The organism is Defluviitalea phaphyphila, from assembly GCF_001466305.1.
GTDB classification, from domain to species: Bacteria; Bacillota; Clostridia; order Lachnospirales; family Defluviitaleaceae; genus Defluviitalea_A; species Defluviitalea_A phaphyphila.
This window is the reverse complement of the sequence record NZ_JWID01000006.1, coordinates 35,038-53,954: the sequence shown is the minus strand read 5'-3', so window position 1 is coordinate 53,954 and position 18,917 is coordinate 35,038. Positions and strand designations below refer to the sequence as shown.

General features: G+C 25.7%; 18 protein-coding genes and 1 other annotated feature. Of the genes, 17 read left to right on the top strand and 1 reads right to left on the bottom strand.

All coding sequences use genetic code 11. The features are described from left to right. The first annotated feature begins 23 nt into the window (after window positions 1-23). The 8 genes from OM90_RS05965 (at window position 24) to OM90_RS12275 (ending at window position 9,522) form a co-directional block, all read left to right on the top strand. The gene (locus tag OM90_RS05965) at window positions 24-2,495 is read left to right on the top strand and encodes a glycosyltransferase (protein ID WP_058485989.1); all 2,472 of its coding nucleotides are present in this window, start codon (window positions 24-26) and stop codon (window positions 2,493-2,495) included. Between the two features lie 15 nt (window positions 2,496-2,510). Next, window positions 2,511-4,052 (top strand): CDP-glycerol glycerophosphotransferase family protein, encoded by a 1,542-nt coding sequence (locus OM90_RS05960; RefSeq protein WP_058485988.1) that lies wholly within the window; start codon window positions 2,511-2,513, stop codon window positions 4,050-4,052. A 345-nt stretch (window positions 4,053-4,397) separates the two neighbouring features. Then, on the top strand, window positions 4,398-4,775 hold the full coding sequence (locus OM90_RS05955) for a flagellar protein FlaG (RefSeq protein ID WP_058485987.1): 378 nt from the start codon (window positions 4,398-4,400) through the stop codon (window positions 4,773-4,775). Window positions 4,776-4,789: 14 nt separating this feature from the next. After that, the gene (fliD, locus tag OM90_RS05950) at window positions 4,790-6,283 is read left to right on the top strand and encodes a flagellar filament capping protein FliD (protein WP_058485986.1); all 1,494 of its coding nucleotides are present in this window, start codon (window positions 4,790-4,792) and stop codon (window positions 6,281-6,283) included. A 17-nt stretch (window positions 6,284-6,300) separates the two neighbouring features. Continuing rightward, a complete protein-coding gene (fliS, locus tag OM90_RS05945) occupies window positions 6,301-6,702 on the top strand; it encodes a flagellar export chaperone FliS (RefSeq protein WP_058485985.1) in 402 nt (133 codons plus the stop codon). An 18-nt stretch (window positions 6,703-6,720) separates the two neighbouring features. Beyond that, window positions 6,721-7,119: a flagellar protein FliT gene (locus tag OM90_RS05940; RefSeq protein ID WP_058485984.1), complete on the top strand. Its 399-nt coding sequence runs from the start codon at window positions 6,721-6,723 to the stop codon at window positions 7,117-7,119. A gap of 11 nt (window positions 7,120-7,130) precedes the next feature. After that, window positions 7,131-7,556: a hypothetical protein gene (locus tag OM90_RS05935; protein ID WP_058485983.1), complete on the top strand. Its 426-nt coding sequence runs from the start codon at window positions 7,131-7,133 to the stop codon at window positions 7,554-7,556. A gap of 250 nt (window positions 7,557-7,806) precedes the next feature. After that, window positions 7,807-9,522 (top strand): hypothetical protein, encoded by a 1,716-nt coding sequence (locus OM90_RS12275; RefSeq protein WP_064505506.1) that lies wholly within the window; start codon window positions 7,807-7,809, stop codon window positions 9,520-9,522. A 207-nt stretch (window positions 9,523-9,729) separates the two neighbouring features. Here OM90_RS12275 and OM90_RS05925 read toward each other — a convergent pair whose 3' ends face one another. After that, complete coding sequence (locus tag OM90_RS05925) at window positions 9,730-11,097, bottom strand: ISNCY family transposase (RefSeq protein WP_058486067.1); 1,368 nt, start codon at window positions 11,095-11,097, stop codon at window positions 9,730-9,732. A 257-nt stretch (window positions 11,098-11,354) separates the two neighbouring features. Here OM90_RS05925 and rpmG point away from each other — a divergent pair, with 257 nt between their 5' ends. From rpmG to OM90_RS05880, 9 genes are all read left to right on the top strand, one after another. Beyond that, complete coding sequence (rpmG, locus tag OM90_RS05920; RefSeq protein ID WP_058485982.1) at window positions 11,355-11,504, top strand: 50S ribosomal protein L33; 150 nt, start codon at window positions 11,355-11,357, stop codon at window positions 11,502-11,504. A 36-nt stretch (window positions 11,505-11,540) separates the two neighbouring features. Beyond that, window positions 11,541-11,723: a preprotein translocase subunit SecE gene (secE, locus tag OM90_RS05915; protein WP_058485981.1), complete on the top strand. Its 183-nt coding sequence runs from the start codon at window positions 11,541-11,543 to the stop codon at window positions 11,721-11,723. 12 nt (window positions 11,724-11,735) lie between these two features. After that, window positions 11,736-12,254, top strand: coding sequence for a transcription termination/antitermination protein NusG (nusG, locus tag OM90_RS05910; RefSeq protein WP_058485980.1), 519 nt, complete (start codon window positions 11,736-11,738; stop codon window positions 12,252-12,254). A gap of 73 nt (window positions 12,255-12,327) precedes the next feature. Next, the gene (gene rplK / locus OM90_RS05905; protein ID WP_058485979.1) at window positions 12,328-12,753 is read left to right on the top strand and encodes a 50S ribosomal protein L11; all 426 of its coding nucleotides are present in this window, start codon (window positions 12,328-12,330) and stop codon (window positions 12,751-12,753) included. Between the two features lie 58 nt (window positions 12,754-12,811). Beyond that, the gene (rplA, locus tag OM90_RS05900) at window positions 12,812-13,507 is read left to right on the top strand and encodes a 50S ribosomal protein L1 (protein ID WP_058485978.1); all 696 of its coding nucleotides are present in this window, start codon (window positions 12,812-12,814) and stop codon (window positions 13,505-13,507) included. Between the two features lie 76 nt (window positions 13,508-13,583). Continuing rightward, window positions 13,584-13,717 (top strand) — a sequence feature (ribosomal protein L10 leader region). Window positions 13,718-13,733: 16 nt separating this feature from the next. Further along, the gene (gene rplJ, locus OM90_RS05895) at window positions 13,734-14,243 is read left to right on the top strand and encodes a 50S ribosomal protein L10 (protein ID WP_058485977.1); all 510 of its coding nucleotides are present in this window, start codon (window positions 13,734-13,736) and stop codon (window positions 14,241-14,243) included. Window positions 14,244-14,281: 38 nt separating this feature from the next. Further along, a complete protein-coding gene (rplL, locus tag OM90_RS05890) occupies window positions 14,282-14,659 on the top strand; it encodes a 50S ribosomal protein L7/L12 (RefSeq protein WP_058485976.1) in 378 nt (125 codons plus the stop codon). 376 nt (window positions 14,660-15,035) lie between these two features. After that, on the top strand, window positions 15,036-17,168 hold the full coding sequence (locus OM90_RS05885; RefSeq protein ID WP_058485975.1) for an RNA degradosome polyphosphate kinase: 2,133 nt from the start codon (window positions 15,036-15,038) through the stop codon (window positions 17,166-17,168). A gap of 89 nt (window positions 17,169-17,257) precedes the next feature. After that, on the top strand, window positions 17,258-18,760 hold the full coding sequence (locus OM90_RS05880) for a Ppx/GppA phosphatase family protein (protein WP_058485974.1): 1,503 nt from the start codon (window positions 17,258-17,260) through the stop codon (window positions 18,758-18,760). The last annotated feature ends 157 nt before the right edge of the window (window positions 18,761-18,917 follow it).

Below are 18,917 nucleotides of genomic sequence, written 5' to 3'. Positions count from 1 at the left end.
TTTTAAATTCAAGGGGGATTTTTATGCTGCTTAGTATTGTTATGATGGTTAAAAATGAAGAGAAATATTTAGATAGATGTCTTACAAGTTTAAAGCCAATATTAGATAGTATTTCTTCTGAACTTATTATTCTAGATACTGGTTCTACAGATAAAACTGTAGAAATAGCAAAGAAACATACAAATAAAGTATATTATCATCCATGGGAAAATGACTTTGCTAAAATGAGAAATATATCTATAAGTTATGCTAAAGGAGAGTGGCTTTTTATATTAGATGCAGATGAGATGATAGATAATCCTGAAACAATTATTGAGTTTTTTAAAACCAATAAATATAAAAAATATAGAACTTGTGTTTTAAAAATTAAAAATTTTTTAGACAGTAAAGAAAAACATTGGAATATAGTTCCCATTATGAGGTTGTTTAAAAAGACTTCTGATTTTAGATATACAGGTGCTGTTCATGAGCAACCATTAGCTGTTCCTCCTTTTTATTATCTTGACACTATTCTTAACCATTATGGATATGTGGCTACAGATCCTGTTTTAATGAAGAGAAAATTTAAAAGAAATGTTAAAATATTAGAACAAGAACTACAAAAGGATCCCAATAATTATTATTATTTATTTCAACTATCACAATCCTATGGGATGTATGGAGATAAAAAAACAGCTTTATATTATGCAGAAAAGGCTTATAAAATTATTAAAGAAAAAAATATTAATTTAATACACATATATATACATTTAATACAAATGTTTATATCTAATAAAAAATATAGAAGAGTAGAGCAAATAGTTAAGGAAACATTAAATATAAGTGATGAATATATAGATGTATATTATTATTTTGGGAAGGCACAACAGGCTTTACATAAAAGTCAAGAAGCTATTAAGACCTATAAAAAATATCTTGAAATGGCTAAAAATTACAAAAATTATGCAGGATATAAAGATATGATTACTCCTACTAATACATTAAATTTTGTACAGGAAATTTATAAAGAATTATGTTTACTTTATTATGATGTAGAAAAGTATGAAAAGGTATTGACTATAAAAGATAAAATAGATTTTGATGAAATATCACTTTTAGACAGTGCTTTTTATTTTATAATATTATCCTATATAAAACTTAATAAATGGAATGGATTAAAAGAATATTATGAGAAGATAAGACTAGAAAAAGAAGAATTAAAAGAAAGCTTTATAAATAATTTAGAAGCTGTTAAAAGAGATATTCAGTTAGATGAGAAAGAAAAATTAGAAGAATTATTTATCTCTTATGAAGATAACTATGGATTGTTAAATAAGATTAGAATTGCGCTGCAAAGAAAGGATTTTAAAGAATTAGATAATATAGAAAAGGACATAAAAATATTAGATTTTAAAGAATTACCATATTTTTATGGAGATATAATATGGTATTACATTATTAAACAAAAATCTATATATGAACTTTTATCTAATGTCAGTGAAGAAAAGATATCCCAATATATACAATATATTTTAAATGAAAAAAAGAAAATGTGTTTTGATATTTTAGTTGAATATGTAAAAAATCAATATCCTATTATTAATATTAAAACAGCTTTGATTAATAAAATTTTACTTAAGGCTTTACTGCTAGATGAAAGTATAGAAGATAATTATTACAAGGGTATTTTAGAAAGATACATTTTTAATGGAAGTTGCTTAATAGAATATACTTATAAAGAATATATTCTAAAAAAGGAATTGCAAGAATATTTAAAAAATGATGAAGAACGATTTTTTATGTATATGGTTAAAGCAATAGAATCAAAGCGAGAAAATTTATCTAAATCTATTAAGTATTTAAGGAAAGCTTTAAGAGTATTTTCTATTATGAAAAAAGGTATCCAGTTATATATTGATGAATATAAAAAGTTAATTAATCAAAGTAAGGAACTTGAAGAATTAAAAATTAATTTACAAACAAATATTAATAATTTAATTCAAGCTGGGAAAATAGAAGAAGCAAATTTATTTATAAAAGAATATGAAAATATAATAAAAAGTGATTCCTTTATATATTCAGCTAAAAGTTCCATTGCTATAATGAAAAATAATATAGAAGAAGCAGAAGAACTTATTAAAGAAGGGTTATTAAAATATCCTAGGGATTTTGATTTATTATGTAATGGTGCATATTTATTACAACATAATAAACAAGAAAAATTAGCCCTTGAGTTATATAAAGAAGCATATAAAGTTGCTTCGAATAAGGAATATAAAAATCAGATAAAAGAAATTATTAATAATTTAAGTAATGAAGAAGGAAAAACAACGGTTTCCATAAATGATGAGTTAGAAATGTATAAAGGAAAAGTAAAAGAACAAATTAATAATTTAATGAATAAAAAACAATATGAGGAATGTATGAAAATAATAGAAGAATATGAGAAAATTATTCCTAATGATTTAGAAATACTTTTATTAAAATCTCAGTTGTATATCAAACAAAATCAATAAGGAGATTCAATAGGGATGAATGATACAAAATCTTTAGAAAAACAGTTAAAAGATAATATTTATACATTGATTAATATGGAAAAATTTAATGAAGCACATGAATTAATACAGCAGTATGAACTTATAAATAAAAATGATATAGAGATTTATTATATAAAAGGTATTATGCACATGATAGAAGAAAATATAGAAGACGCTAAAAGATTTTTACACAGAGGAATTGAAATTTTTGATGGAGATTTTGAGTTGTTATATAATTTTGGATATGTATATAAAATTAAACAGAATTATAATTTATCTTTATATTTTTATTTAAAAGCTATACAAAAAACAAATTCCCAAGAATTAATAAAACAAATTAAAAATCAAATAAAAAAATTGCAAATTCTAATAAATAAGGAAGAAACAGAAATACAAAAAAGAAGGTTTAAAAAAGTAGAATATGGGGAAAAACATTTAACAAGTAATGGTAAAAAAAGAATAACTTTGGTATATACAAATTTATCAGGGTCTAATACGGTAGCATTATATAAATTTGCAAATAAAGAAATAAGAGAAAAATATAATATAGAATTAGTATTAGGAGATTTATCAGGAGACTATTTAAATAATATTATAAATAGCGATATGGTTATTTTTACTGAAGGGAATTATCCTTTTTCTTCAAGACCAAAAGATAAACTACCTATAGTTTTGGATTTGTGGCATGGTTTCCCAATTAAGGCCATGGGATATGCAGATAAGGGAGAAAAATATAAACATTTAATAAAAAAAATGTGGGATAATGTTGATTATATTACTTCTTATTCTCCATTGTTTAATGATGTTATGAATAGATGTACAGCTATAGATATATCAAAGTTTATAATCACAGGGGCACAAAGAAATGATTTATTATTGCAAACGGATGGAAGAAAAAATATAGAAAATTTATTTGAAGAAAAATTTTACGATAATAAATTTGTATTTTATATGCCTACTTATAGATATACTCCGAGAGGAGATAGAAAAGAAGGTAATAGAAGTTGGAGAAACATATTTGGTTTCAAAGAATTTAGTATAGATAAATTTATAGATTTTCTTCAAAAAAACAATATTATATTTTTTATTAAATTACATCCTGCAGAAGAACATAAATTTATAAAAGAACTTCCTCAAAATGAAAATGTAAAGATAATTACGAATAAAAATTTGTATGAAAAAGGCATGGATTTGTATGAAGTTCTTAATGCAGCTAATTTATTAATTACTGACTACTCTTCTGTATATTTTGATACATTATTGTTAAATATGCCAGTAATATTTACTCCTGTAGATTTACAAGAGTATCAAAAAAGTAGAGGTTTTATATTAGAACCATATGAAGATTGGACTCCAGGACCTAAATGTATAACTCAAGAAAATTTAGAAAACGAAATAATCAAGCTTTTATCAGACGCCAATTACTATAAAAATGAGAGAATAAAAATTTTAAAAAAGACACATAAATATTTAGATGGTAATTCTTGTGATAGAACATGGAAGTTTATTGAAGAAGTTTTAAAAAATCGGTTTTAAAGCTGATTTAGTATATCTATATTTAATAAATTTATAAATTTTAAATGTGATAGTTAATTTTTGATATCTGATTTGTCAGGAAAACAAATAATTTTTTTAGAGAAGGTATTAATATGGATTTAAAGATATTAATAGATATATATAAATCTATAATGATAGCCAAGCAATAAATTGGATAGAACGATTAAAATATGACTACAGACAATGGAAAGAAGAAATACAAAAGACATTAATTTATATAATGCCTAGAGTTTAAAGCCCGTTAAAGAGGGCTTTTTTATATAAGGATATTAAAAAATTTTTTTATTATACCGATATTTAAGATAGATGATGGAGGTGTTGATTATGAAGATTGATGGAAATTCTTTAGAAACATCTAATATAATTTCAGAAATAAAGACTAAACAAGATACTACAGAAAATATAGATAAGAATATTAATAGTGACATTGACATTATAGAAAAAATGCAATTATATCCAGAATATAGACCTACTATTAGCGAAAAAGCAATAATTAATGCCATTGAAAAAGCAAATAAGAAATTAAGTGGAGTGAAAGCAGAATTTGAATTTACCATTCATGAAAAGACAAAAGAAATTATGGTAAAAGTTATTAATAAAGAGACAAAAGAAGTAATAAGGGAGATTCCTCCTGAAAAAATTTTAGATATGGTAGCAAAACTTTGGGAAATGGCAGGAATTTTAGTAGATGAAAAAAGATAAAAGGAGAGATTTTTATGGTTAGTAGTACTTCAAGTATTAGATTTACAGGTTTAGCAACAGGCCTTGATACTGAAAGTATCATACAAGAATTAATGAAGGTAGAACAAATTAAAGTAGATAATGTTTATAAAGAAAAACAAAAATTAGAATGGAAAAAAGAGATATGGCAAGAAATGAACCAAAAAATATATTCTTTTTATACAGAAGAGCTTTCACCTATGAGATTTACAAATACTTATAATGCTAAAAAGGCAGTATCTTCTAATGAAGATGTTATTGATATTAATTCAGTAGGAAGTGGAGTTAATGGTTCTTTTAGTTTAGAAGTTAGTAATTTAGCTACTGCTTCCAAGCTTACAGGAAGTTCTGTTGATGATATTTTAGAAAAAACAGTTTCTGGAGAAGCTAGTTTTACTATATCAGCTGAAGATGGAAAAGAAGCTACTATTACTTTAGAAGACGGAGATAATATTGAAGTTTTAGTTTCTAAAATAAATAATGCAAAGGATGAAGATGGAAATTCCTTAGGGCTTTCTGCGTATTATTATGCAGATGATAATGGAAAGGGTAGTATATTTATTTTTAGTCAAACAGGAGCGGGAAAACAGATAGAAATAACCAGTGCAAATAGTAGTGCAGATCAATTTTTAGATGATATTGGATTAGATGTTAATAATAGAATTGGATCAGAAGGAACTAATGCTAAATTTACAATTGATGGGGAAGAATTTGAATCAGAAAGTAATGATATTACTATTAATAAAGTGGATATTACCTTAAAAGAGATAGGAACAACTAATATAACTGTTAGTACTGATACGGATGCCATTTATGATAAAATAAAGAATTTTATAAATAAATATAATGAGCTTTTAGTAACTATAACAGAAAAAGTAGATGCTGATAGTGCATATGGTTATGAGCCTTTAACCGATGAAGAAAAAGCAGCTATGACAGAAGAAGAAGTTAAACTTTGGGAAGATAAAATTAAGAGTGCTTTATTAAGAAATGATTCTATTTTAGAATCCTTACGAACTTCTATGAGAAGTATTTTGACTTCAAGTATAGGAGTTGATGTAAGTGAGCTTTCTAAAGGATTTCAATATTTATCTGATATAGGGATAGTTACAGGATATTATACTGAAAAAGGAATATTACATATACAGGGAGATGAAGATGACCTTATTTATTCAGATGAGCCTAACAAACTTAAAGAGGCTATTGAAAAAAATCCCGATGAAGTGGTAAAATTAATGACAACCTTATGTCAGGCTTTATATGATGAATTAACAGAAAAAATGAAATCCACAGAATTAAGTAGTGCTTTTACTTTATATAATGATAAACAAATAGATGAACTAATAGATGATTATGAAGATGAAATATACGAATTAGAAGAAAGGATGTATGAAAAGGAAGAATATTATTATCAAAAATTTGCAGCTTTAGAAACAGCTATACAACAGTTAAATAGTCAAAGTGCTTGGCTTTATCAACAGTTAGGCTAATAGATTAGGAGGAATATATGGTGACTAATAATAGATATGAGCAATATAAAACAAATGCTATAATGACTGCTTCTCCGCAAGAATTAACTCTTATGTTATATAATGGAGCTCTTAAATTTTGCAAACAAGCTATAGAAGCTATAAAAAATAAAAATATTTCTAAGGCTCATGAATACATAATAAGAGTAGAAGATATTATACAGGAATTAATGATTACTTTAGATAAAAAATATCCTATTTCTAAAGATTTTGAGTTATTGTATGATTATATATATAGAAGATTAGTTGAGGCTAATGTATCTAAAAATATAGAAGTTTTGGAAGAAGTATATGGGTTGATAAAAGAATTTCGAGATACATGGAAAGAAGCTATGAAAAAAGCTAAAATGCATTTACCTCAAGATGTAATAAATAAATAATTGCTTGGATGTGATTAAATGGATAATGAAAAATTAAAACAAATTGAGAAAAAAAGAGAATTATTTAATAAAATATATGATATTACTGCCAAGCAAAGGGAAGTTTTAAAATTAAAAGATATTGATACAGATACTATTAAAAAATTAATAGATAAAAGACAAGAATATATTGATGAAATTAATAAAATAGATGAAGCTTATAATTTAAAGGGAGTATTATCAGAAGATATTAAATCTATAATTTATAAAATTCAAGAATTAGAAAAAGAAAATATAAAGATGTTAAATGGTCATTTTGAGGCTTTAAAAAAAGAAATGTTTAATTTTAACAAATCCAGAAATGTAACTAAAAGTTATAATATGTATAATAAAAATACTTATAATGTTGGGGCTATCTTTTTTGATAGAAGTAGATAAAGAGGTGCTTTATGAATGAAATAAAGACCCAAATTAATATACTAATAGATATTTTATTAAAAAAACAAAAATTATTAGAAGAAATTTTAACTCTTACTATTAATCAAACTGCTGTTTTAGAATATAAACCTGTAGATTTTAATATATTTGAGAAGTTATCAGAAGAAAAATTAATTAAAATAAAAAAAATAAATTATTTAGATGAAGGGTTTATAGGAATTTATGATAATATAAAAACTTGGATACAAAATAATATAGATGATTGTTCAAAACAAATAAAAACTATGCAAGATTTAATCTATAAAATATCTGATTTAGGAGTAAAGATAAATATTCAAGAAGAAAAAAATAGAAAAATTTTAAGTATAAATTCATTGAAAAAAAAGAAAAAAGTTATAGATATTTATAAACATAATATGTTTTTTCATAAGAAATAACGCATTTTGTTGAATTTTTGTAAATAAAATTAAGATAGAATTAGAATTATGGTAGAAACTTTTTAAATATTAATCTGTTATTTGTTGATGTTAGGGATTATCTGGACTATTAATAGATTAAATATTTAGATAGTTTAATTTAAAAATATTAAATAATGCAAACAATAAATCGTATATAAATTAAATAATTAAATCTATAAAAATTTTGATTTTCTAAAAGTAGCTAGATAACCATAAATGAGGTGAAAATGTGATTAATAATATAATCGAAAATCTTTTTCGATATGATAAAGATACAAATAAAAAAGAATACATAGAGGAGATTTTAAATATTTTACAATCTGAGAATATAACAGAAGAAAAAATTATAGAATTAATATTAAGTGAAGAATTAAAGAATAAAAATATAATATTGAATAATTTGGCAGTTATAGCATATGAAAAAGGGTTATATGACTTTATTATACCATTTTTGCAATCGTCATATAAAATTAATAAAAATTGTATTGATACTTTATATAATTTTTCGTTTTTTTTAAGTATAATAAATCAAGAGAATTTAGCATTAAATTATTATAATAGATTAATTAAATTAATAGTCAATAGTAAAGAACAAAAATTAATCGAAGATATAGTATCAAATGAATATTTTAAAAAATTATTTTTGAAACTACCTAATGAAAATAGTATCTTGAAGAACATAGAAGTCCTTAGTTATAAGTCAGACCTTATTATATATAGATTTAATATTGTTAAAAAAGATAATCCAAAAAAGAAAAATATTTTTACTTTAGATGATTATAAAAATAATATAAAGAGCAATATAAATATATTAATAAAGAATAATATATTAGAATATGCAAAAATAATAAGTAGGCAATATAAAGATTTTATTCAAGATGATATAGATATTTATTTAATTATGGGTATAATTTCAAAATTAGAAGGGAATTTTGAAGAAGCAGAAGAAAATTTTATTAATGGGTTATTAATAGATAGTGATAATTATGATTTGTTGTATAATATAGCTAATTTATATAAAATTACAGGTAGGATTAAAAAAAGTTTTTATTTTTATAAAAGAGTTTATCAAAAAACATCGGATTTTAATGTAAAAAAAGAAATTGAAAGTTTTTTAAAATCAAATAATGAAGATATAAATTTTAAAGTTTTAATAGGGAGTCCGATACATCAAAAACCTAAGATATTAAAAGAATTTTTACAATCATTAAAAGATTTAAATAAAAAAAATATAAATGTAAGTTTTTTCTTTATAGATGATAATAATATAATGGAGTCTAGCGATTTGCTATATGAATTTTCAAATAAAGAAAACAACGTAATAATTTATAAATCTTTTAATAGAGATAGATATGTATGTGATGATTTTACACATCATTGGAAAGAAAATTTAGTTTGGAAAGTAGCAGAATTTAAGAATAAAATAATAAATTATGCGAAAGATAACTATTATGACTATATTTTTTTAATAGATAGTGATCTAGTATTGCACCCTAATACATTAGTACATTTAATATCAACAGGAAAAGATATAATATCTGAAATTTTTTGGACTAAATGGCAGTCCAACACAGAAGAATTGCCTCAAGTTTGGTTGAAAGATACTTATACACAATATAATTATGAAAGAGGCGAGAAATTAAGCCAAAGTGAAATAAATTTTAGACATAAACAATTTTTAAATCAATTAAAAACTCCTGGAATTTATGAAGTTGGTGGATTAGGAGCATGTACATTAATCAGTAAATTAGCTATAGATAAAGGTGTCAATTTTAGTGAATTAAAAAATGTATCATTTTGGGGTGAAGATAGACATTTTTGTATAAGAGCGGTAGCTTTAGGACTAAAATTGTATGTAGATACATATTATCCAGCTTATCATATTTATAGAGAAAGTGATTTACTTAATGTTAATGATTTTAGATTAAAAAACAAAACAAAATAAAATTTAATATTAATTTTTCATAAATATTTAAATTAAATTACTTTTATTTTCTGTCAACCATTTTTGAAAATGTTTCAAAAAAATTTTAATATAAGCACCAAAATATTGGCGCTAAATTTAACTTAAATTTATAGAGAAATATTTATTGTATAATCAATTTTAGGGTAACTTTAATAAGCCTACTATTTACTATTTTTCATTTAAAAACTAAGCTATTTTATTTCTATGAGATTGTTTTTTTGCATATTTTTCAAAAGAGGCTTGTTTCCAAGGATGATTCATGGGTGGAATATATTTTTTCTTAGGTTTTTCATGAAGAATTGCTAGGTCAAATGCTTTTGAAGAAGGTTTATGCTCTGGTAATAATTCTAGTGCATAAACTTGATCTCCTATACAGCTATAAAGGGCACCATTAAAAGCCTTAATTACCATAGCAGTAGTACCTTTTCTGTAATGTACAGCAACTCCTTTACTGTTTACAGGAAGGTAATAATTATTATTATATTTAAGGCAACTCCCATTATCTATCTTTCTAGAAGATAATACCGCTAATATTAGATTAATTTTATCTAAATCTGGTTGTTTTTCGAATACAGATTTGATATTATTAGCAGGTAAGGCGAACTGCTTATTGAATTTCTTTATGTAGGAGTTTAGAAATTCATTTGCTTCCTCAATAGAGGAAACATTGGCTAAACGCAGTTCTATTGTAAGGCGGGATTGAAGGGTGCCAAACATTCTTTCAACCCGCCCTTTTGCTTGTGCAATGCTGGATGTACGAATGTTTATACCTAATTGTTTACAAGCATATCCAAACTGTGTAAAAGTATCATTTTCAATAGACTTTTGACCTTTCTTTTTATATTCAAATACAGTACGGTTATCTGTAAAGAATTGATAAGGAATACCGTAATTATTTAGAATCTGATAAAGCACATGATAATAGCCATTTAAAGTTTCTTGTTTATCAAAGTAAGCACCAACAATTTGTCCTGTAGCATCATCAACAGCGATGTGAAGGTAAGATTTAAGGTTACCAAACCATAGATGAACAGAAGCATCCATTTGAATCATTTCACCGAAATAAGTACATCTGGGACGTCGTGGATGAGAGTCTTCAAGAGCTAAAATAGAGCTTTGAATAATAGCTTCTTTCTTTTTAGATTTAGTTTTAGACTTAAGAGCTTTAAGTTCTTTTTTAAGAGCTTTTTTTGTAGAACGTCTAGCTTTTGGGGAAAGGATGTATTCCTTTCTTAAGATAGATGAAATGGTACTGACAGATACAGAGATACCCTCTCTTTCTTTAAGAAGTTCAGAGTAATGTGTTAAGTTGCAGTCAGAATATTTAGTAAGATATAGGTCTAGAATTAGTTGTTTTGTATCTTGAGGAATAGTGATAGCAGGTTTTCTACCACGGTTACCATGAATAAAGAAAGCTTTACCTTCTTTTTTGTATCCATTTATTAAACGATTGATGTGACGATATGAACAACCTATTTTAAGAGCTGCTGCTTTTTTATTACCATTAGTTTCTACAAGTTTTTTAATAATTTCATATTTTTGATTTTCATTCATAGTTAGTAACAACTTTCTCATTATAGCCACCTCATTTTTTAGTTATGAGATTCTATTATAATATATTTAATAGTATTTGGACATAATCTTTTGTGATACATTAAGACATTATCATAAATGAATCATAAAAAATAAAGATAATTTCATTATTTTCTTGACTTATTCGTCACTTCATGATATATTTATTTAGTGGCGAGAGGTCTTTTTTTTATGCCAAAAATCATGAAACTCATTAGTAGTAAGTGGAGGTGGAAGTTGTGAGAGTAAAGGTTACTTTAGAATGTACAGAATGTAAGCAAAGAAATTATAACACAACAAAAGAAAAAAGAAATAATCCCGATAGATTAGAACTTAAAAAGTATTGTAAGTTCTGTAGAACACATACATTACACAAAGAAACAAAATAATAGGTCCCCAAAGTATTTGTAAAGGGAAGTGGAATGATGAAAAGTTTTTTTCAACAGTTTAAAGGAGAATTTAAAAAAATCATTTGGCCCAATAGAGAAGATTTAATCAAACAAACAACAACAGTTATTGTTACTTCTTTGATAGTATCAGGAATTGTTTTTGTTATAGATATTGTTTACAGCAAAGGCTTTGACTTCATAATGGAAATTTTTAGTTAAAAGGATGATTGTATGGCTGATGAAGCAAAATGGTATGTGGTCCATACCTATTCCGGGTATGAAAATAAAGTAAAAGCAAATATTGAAAAAGTTATTGGTAATAGAAATATGCATGAACTGATCCAAGAAGTAGTGGTTCCAATTCAAGAAACTGTTGAAATTAAAAATGGGAAAAAAAGGATGGTTCAAAGAAAGGTATTTCCAGGGTATGTATTGGTTAAAATGATTATGACAGATGATACTTGGTATATTGTAAGAAATACCAGAGGAGTAACCGGATTTGTAGGACCTGGTTCAAAGCCTGTTCCTCTTTCGGAAGAAGAAATCAAAAATATGGGGATTGAGCTTCCGAAAGCGAAGATAGATTTAGAAGTCGAAGATGCTGTAAAAGTAATAACAGGACCATTTGAAAATTCAATTGGTGTTATAACAGAAATAAATGAACATAAAAGAACAGTTATTGTTAAACTCTCTATGTTTGGAAGAGAAACACCAGTTGAACTTGATTTTACTCAAATTCAAAAGATTTAAGTTTAAAGCATGTAAAACATGCAAGTGGGAGGGAAGTTCCCGCAATTACCACATTATTAGGAGGTGCGCTTAAATGGCGAAAAAAGTTACTGGAATAATCAAATTGCAGATTCCTGCAGGAAAGGCAACACCAGCTCCACCAGTTGGCCCAGCTTTAGGACAACATGGAGTAAATATCATGGGATTTTGTAAAGAATTTAATGAAAGAACAGCACAACAAGCAGGACTTATTATTCCTGTTGTTATCACTGTTTATCAAGACAGAAGTTTTACATTTATTACAAAAACTCCACCAGCAGCAGTATTACTTAAAAAAGCATGTAAAATCGAATCTGGTTCAGGAGTTCCAAACAAAAATAAAGTTGCAACTATTTCCAAAGAAGAAATTAAAAAGATTGCAGAACTTAAAATGCCTGACCTTAACGCTTCAACATTAGAAGCTGCTATGAGTATGATTAAAGGAACTGCAAGAAGTATGGGAATAGTAGTAGAAGACTAATTAATTAAATTTAGTGGGAGGGAATTTGTCCCCGATAACACCACAAGGAGGTAATAGAATGAAAAGAGGAAAAAAATATATAGAAGCGGCAAAATTAATTGACCGCACTACTTTATATGATCCACAAGAAGCTATAGAGTTAGTGCAAAAAACAGCTGTTGCAAAATTTGACGAAACAGTAGAAGCACATATTAAATTAGGTGTTGATTCAAGACATGCTGACCAACAAGTTAGAGGTGCAGTTGTTCTTCCTCATGGTACAGGGAAAAAAGTAAGAGTACTTGTATTTGCAAAAGGAGATAAAATAAAAGAAGCAGAAGAAGCAGGAGCAGATTTTGTTGGAGGAGAAGAACTTATTCCTAAGATTCAAAATGAAGGATGGCTTGATTTTGATGTTGTAGTTGCAACACCTGATATGATGTCTGTAGTAGGACGTCTTGGACGAGTTTTAGGACCTAAAGGTTTAATGCCAAATCCTAAAGCAGGGACAGTTACTATGGATGTAGCAAAAGCAATTGCAGATATTAAAGCCGGTAAAATTGAATACCGTTTAGATAAAACAAATATTATTCATGTACCTATAGGAAAAGTATCCTTTGGGGCAGAAAAATTACTCGAAAACTTCCAAACACTTATGAGTGCAATTATAAAGGCAAAACCAGCAGCAGCAAAAGGACAATATTTAAAAAGTGTTGCTGTAACTTCCACTATGGGACCTGGTATTAAAATTAATACTGCAAAATTATCAGAATAAATTTTGGTAATAAATGTTTTATAAGAGAATGTGTTGACAAGCAAAATATAAAAATATATAATGAATCTTGTTGATTAAATTAAATACTTTGCGACCGTAGACAGTAGGTGCCATAGGGCATAACGAGTAATCTACCTACCGAGGCGATGAGATTAGATTAGATACCTAAAACCTCTTTGTCTGCGGGCAAAGAGGTTTTATTTCATATCTAAGGAGGTGTAAAATAGTGGCTAAAATAGAACAAAAGCAGTTAATTGTAAACGAAATAAAAGAAAAGTTCAATGGAGCAGCATCTGCTGTATTAGTTGATTATAGAGGATTAACTGTAGAACAAGATACAGAACTTAGAAAAAAACTTCGTGAAGCAGGAGTAGACTACAAAGTTTATAAAAATACAATGATGAACTTTGCAGTTAAAGATACAGAATTTGAACCACTAAAAGATTATTTAGAAGGGCCTAGTGCTATTGCTTTTAGTTATGATGATCCAACTAGTGGGCCTAGAATACTAGACGAAATTGCATCAAAGCACAAGGCTTTAGAATTTAAAGCAGGTATTGTAGAAGGAAAACTATATGATGCATCAGGAATTTCTAAAATAGCTAAAATACCACCAAAAGAAGAATTACTTTCAAAATTACTTGGAAGCTTTAATTCTCCAATCGCATCCTTTGCTCGTGTGGTAAAAGCTATTGCAGAAAAGAAAGAAGAGGGCGCAGAAGTAACTGCGGAATAAAGATTATAAAAATAAAAAAATATTCGGAGGTGTCGTAAATGGCAAAATTATCAATTGAAGAAATTATTGATGCTATAAAAGAACTTACAGTTTTAGAACTTAATGAATTAGTAGAAAAATGTGAAGAAGAATTTGGAGTATCTGCTGCTGCAGGAGTTATGGTAGCTGCTGGAGCTGCTGCAGGTGGAGCAGCTGCTGAAGAAAAGACAGAATTTGATGTTGAATTAACTGAAGCAGGTTCACAAAAGATTAAAGTAATTAAAGTAGTTAGAGAAGTAACAGGTCTTGGATTAAAAGAAGCTAAAGACCTTGTAGAAGGAGCTCCAAAAGTAATTAAAGAAGCTCTTCCAAAAGAAGAAGCAGAAAGCTTAAAAGCAAAATTAGAAGAAGTTGGAGCAAAAGTAACATTAAAATAATCATAAAAAATAAAATCTCAAAAAGAGATTTTCAGAAAATAGATAAATCGGATCTAGATTTTAATAATCTAGGTCCGATTTTTTATTTATAATTATATTTAAAGAAAATAATGTTATTAAAAATAAAGTTATATAAAATTTGACTTTACATATCATAATAAAAGAATCTTATTTAATATAAAATTAAAAAAGAAAGTTGAATTATGACATAATTTTAGAATGAAAATATAGAATCATTTTACATTATGTATTAGTTTTATTAATAAATATTAAAATTTTATTTGATAATTTTAGTCTAAAACCCATATTTAAGATGAAAAAGAAGAATATAATTTATTTTTTTACATAAATTATATTCTCGTGGAGGTTTAAATAAATGGGTAAAAAAAAATTTAAAAATCCAGATTATTTTATTAATAGAGAATTAAGCTGGTTGGAATTTAATTATAGAGTATTAAAAGAAGCTAAAAATACTAAAAATCCTCTTTTTGAAAAAATAAAATTTTTAGCTATAGTAAGTTCTAATTTAGATGAATTTTTTATGGTAAGAGTTGCAAGATTAAAAGACCAAGTAGAAGTTGGATTGAATAAAAAAGACCACTCAGGGCTTACACCTAAAAAACAGCTACTAGAAATTTCAAAAAGAACTCATAAAATGATAGAAGAACAATATGATTTTCTTAACAGAGCCATTTTACCTACACTTAAGAAAAAAGGAATTGAAATTATTTATAAAGAAAGATTAACAAGACAACAAGAAGAATATATAGAAAAATATTTTACTAATATAATCTATCCAGTTTTAACTCCCATGGTTGTAGATGGGAGTAGGCCCTTTCCGTTTATCATTAATAAAAGTTTAAATATAGCAGTTTTATTAAAAAATGAAGAAAGTTCTGAAGATAAAAAAGGTGAGTATGATTTTGCAACTATACAAGTACCATCTGTTTTATCAAGATTAGTTGAATTACCTTCTTCTAATAAGGATAAAAAATGTTTTATTTTTTTAGAATATATTATTATTAAATATTTATATAAATTATTTAATGGAAGGAAAATATTAAGTGCTCATCCTTATAGAATAACTAGAAATGCAGACTTTAGTATAGAAGAAGATAAGGCGAAGAATTTGCTTATCCAAATAGAAAAATCTTTAAAACAAAGAAAATGGGGGAATGCTATAAGATTAGAAATAGATCATGAAATGGATAAAAGATTAATAAATATTTTAAAAGAAGCTTTAGAGATTAAAGATGATGATATTTATTATATAAATGGACCTTTAGATTTAACATTTTTTAATAAAATTTATTCACAAGAAGGATACGAAGATTTAAAATATCCTAAATATAATCCTCAAATTCCCAAAGATTTACTAGGAGAAGAAGACATCTTTGAAGTTGTATCTAAAAAAGATATTTTACTTCACCATCCTTATGAATCTTTTGAACCAATTGTAGATTTTATAAAAAAAGCAGCTTATGATGAAAATGTTTTAGCTATTAAACAAACTTTATATAGAGTTAGTGAAAATTCACCTATTATAAAGGCACTAGAAGAAGCTTCAGAAAATGGAAAGCAAGTAACAGTTTTAATAGAATTAAAAGCAAGATTTGATGAAGAAAATAATATTAAATGGGCAAAGAGATTAGAAAAAGCTGGATGTCATGTTATATATGGTTTAATAGGATTAAAAATTCATAGCAAAATGACTCTTGTTATACGAAAAGAAAAAAATAAAATAAAAAGATATGTCCATTTAGGTACAGGAAACTATAATGATATTACAGCTAAATGTTACACAGATTTAGGATTTATTACTAGTAATGAATATTTTGGAGCAGATGCAACAGCTTTTTTTAATATGTTATCAGGATCTTCTAAATTACCAAAATGGTACAAAATAGAAACATCTCCCATAGGACTAAGAAAACGTTTCATAAAATTAATACGAAGAGAAATGGATAATGCCAAAAGAGGGGAAAAAGCAAAAATTATAGCAAAAATGAATTCTTTAGTAGATTCTAAAATTATAATGGCTTTATATGATGCATCAATAGCGGGAGTAAAAATTGATTTAATAGTTAGAGGAATTTGTTGTTTAAAACCAGGTATTTCAGGAATTAGTGAAAATATAACCGTAAGAAGTGTGGTAGGAAGGTACCTAGAACACAGTAGAATTTATTATTTTTATAATAATGGAGATGAGGAAGTATATTTATCTAGTGCGGATTGGATGCCAAGGAATTTAGATAGAAGAATAGAGATATTATTTCCCATAGAGGATAAGAATTTAAAAAACAGATTAATTAATATTTTAGAGAATATTTTAAAAGATAATATGCAAACTAGTATAATGAATAGTGATGGAAAGTATTCAAAGATTAATAGAAGAAGAAAGCAAGCCTTTAATTCACAAGAGTATTTTGGTGAATTAGCGATAGAAGATGTAAAAAATTACAATAAAAAAATAAATTCTTTAGAGTTTAAAATTATTATAAAAGCATAATAAATAAAAAATGACTTATTTTAATAATATAGAGAATGCACACAAGTTTAGATGTGTGCTTTTTAAATGATAAAAAAGGAGAATATTAAATGAATAAAAAAATGGCTATTATTGATTTAGGCTCTAATTCAGTTCGAATGATTATAATGATGATTTTAGAAGATGGCTCTTATAAAATGCTCGATCAAATTAAAGAAATGGTAAGACTTAGTGAAGGGATGGGAAAAGATAATATATTAAAACCCTTAGCTATAAAAAGAACTATATATACTTTAAAATTATTTAGAAAATTAATAGATGTTCATGATGTGAAAGAGATTTATGGTGTAGCTACTGCGGCAGTAAGAAATGCTAAAAATCAAAAAGAATTTTTAAATGAAGTAAAAATAAAAACAGGTTTTGAATTTAAAGTAATTACAGGAGAAGAAGAAGGATACTATGATTATTTAGGAGTTATTAATACAATAGATATTAAAAATTGCGTAATGATTGACACAGGTGGGGCTAGTACAGAGATAGGAATAGTTTTTAACAGGAAATTAGAAAATGTAATAAGTTTACCCTATGGAGCTGTAGTATTAACAGAGAGATTCGACAATGAACTAAAAAATAATAATCATGTAGAAAAATTTATTAAGAATAAATATAAAGAAATTCCTTGGCTGATTAAAGGTAAAAAATTTCCTGTAGTAGGTTTGGGAGGATCTATTAGAACTTTAGCAAAAGTACATAAAAGGGAAATAGGGTTTCCTTTAGAAGGATTGCATAACTATAGAATGAATTTTGAAGATGTTAAAGGAATATATAAAAAAATTATTAGTACAGATGTAAATGAAAGAAAAAATATTCCAGGAATATCAAAAAGCAGGGGCGATATTATTGGAAAAGGATTAGCTCCAATAAAAGTTTTAATGGAGTTTTTAGGAAGCAAGAAATTAATTATTAGTGGAAATGGTTTAAGAGAAGGGATATTTTACAAACATTATATTAAAGATAATAAAGAAAATACTTTAGAGGTATTAAATCATAGTTTAGAAAATATTTTAAAAAATTACTCTGTTAATATTAAACATAGCTATCATGTACAAAAATTATCAATATCTCTTTTCGAACAATTAAAATCTTTACATAAAATGGGAGAAAATGAGAAAAAAATATTAAAAGTAGGAGCATTACTTCATGATATAGGAATGTGTGTAGATTATTATAATCATCACAATCATGGATTTTATTTAGTATTAAATTCAAGAATTTATGGTCTTACAAATAGAGAATTAGTGATGTGTGCATTTATTGTAGGTATGCATAGAAATACTGATTTAAAAAAAGATTGGAGAAATTTTAAGATAATAATTAATAAAAACGATTATGAAATTATAAAAAAACTTTCTTTATTAGTTAAAATTGCTGAAAAATTAGATAGAAGTGAGTATGGCAATGTAGAAGATATAATTTGTAATATTACTAAAAAAAATATTGTTATGACTTTAAAAACAAATAGTACATCGGAATTAGAAATTGCTTCAATAATGAAAAATGAAAAAGACTTTGAAAAAATATTTGATAGAACATTAATAATAAATAAGTATTAAAAAGTAATTATAAAAAATAAACAAATAAAAAATTAAAAAGCATAAACAAAAGGTCATATATTTTGGATATATGACCTTTTATATTAAATATTTTCATGATATTATAATAATCAGATATAATTTAAGAAAAGACCTTGACATGCATAACAAAGTATGC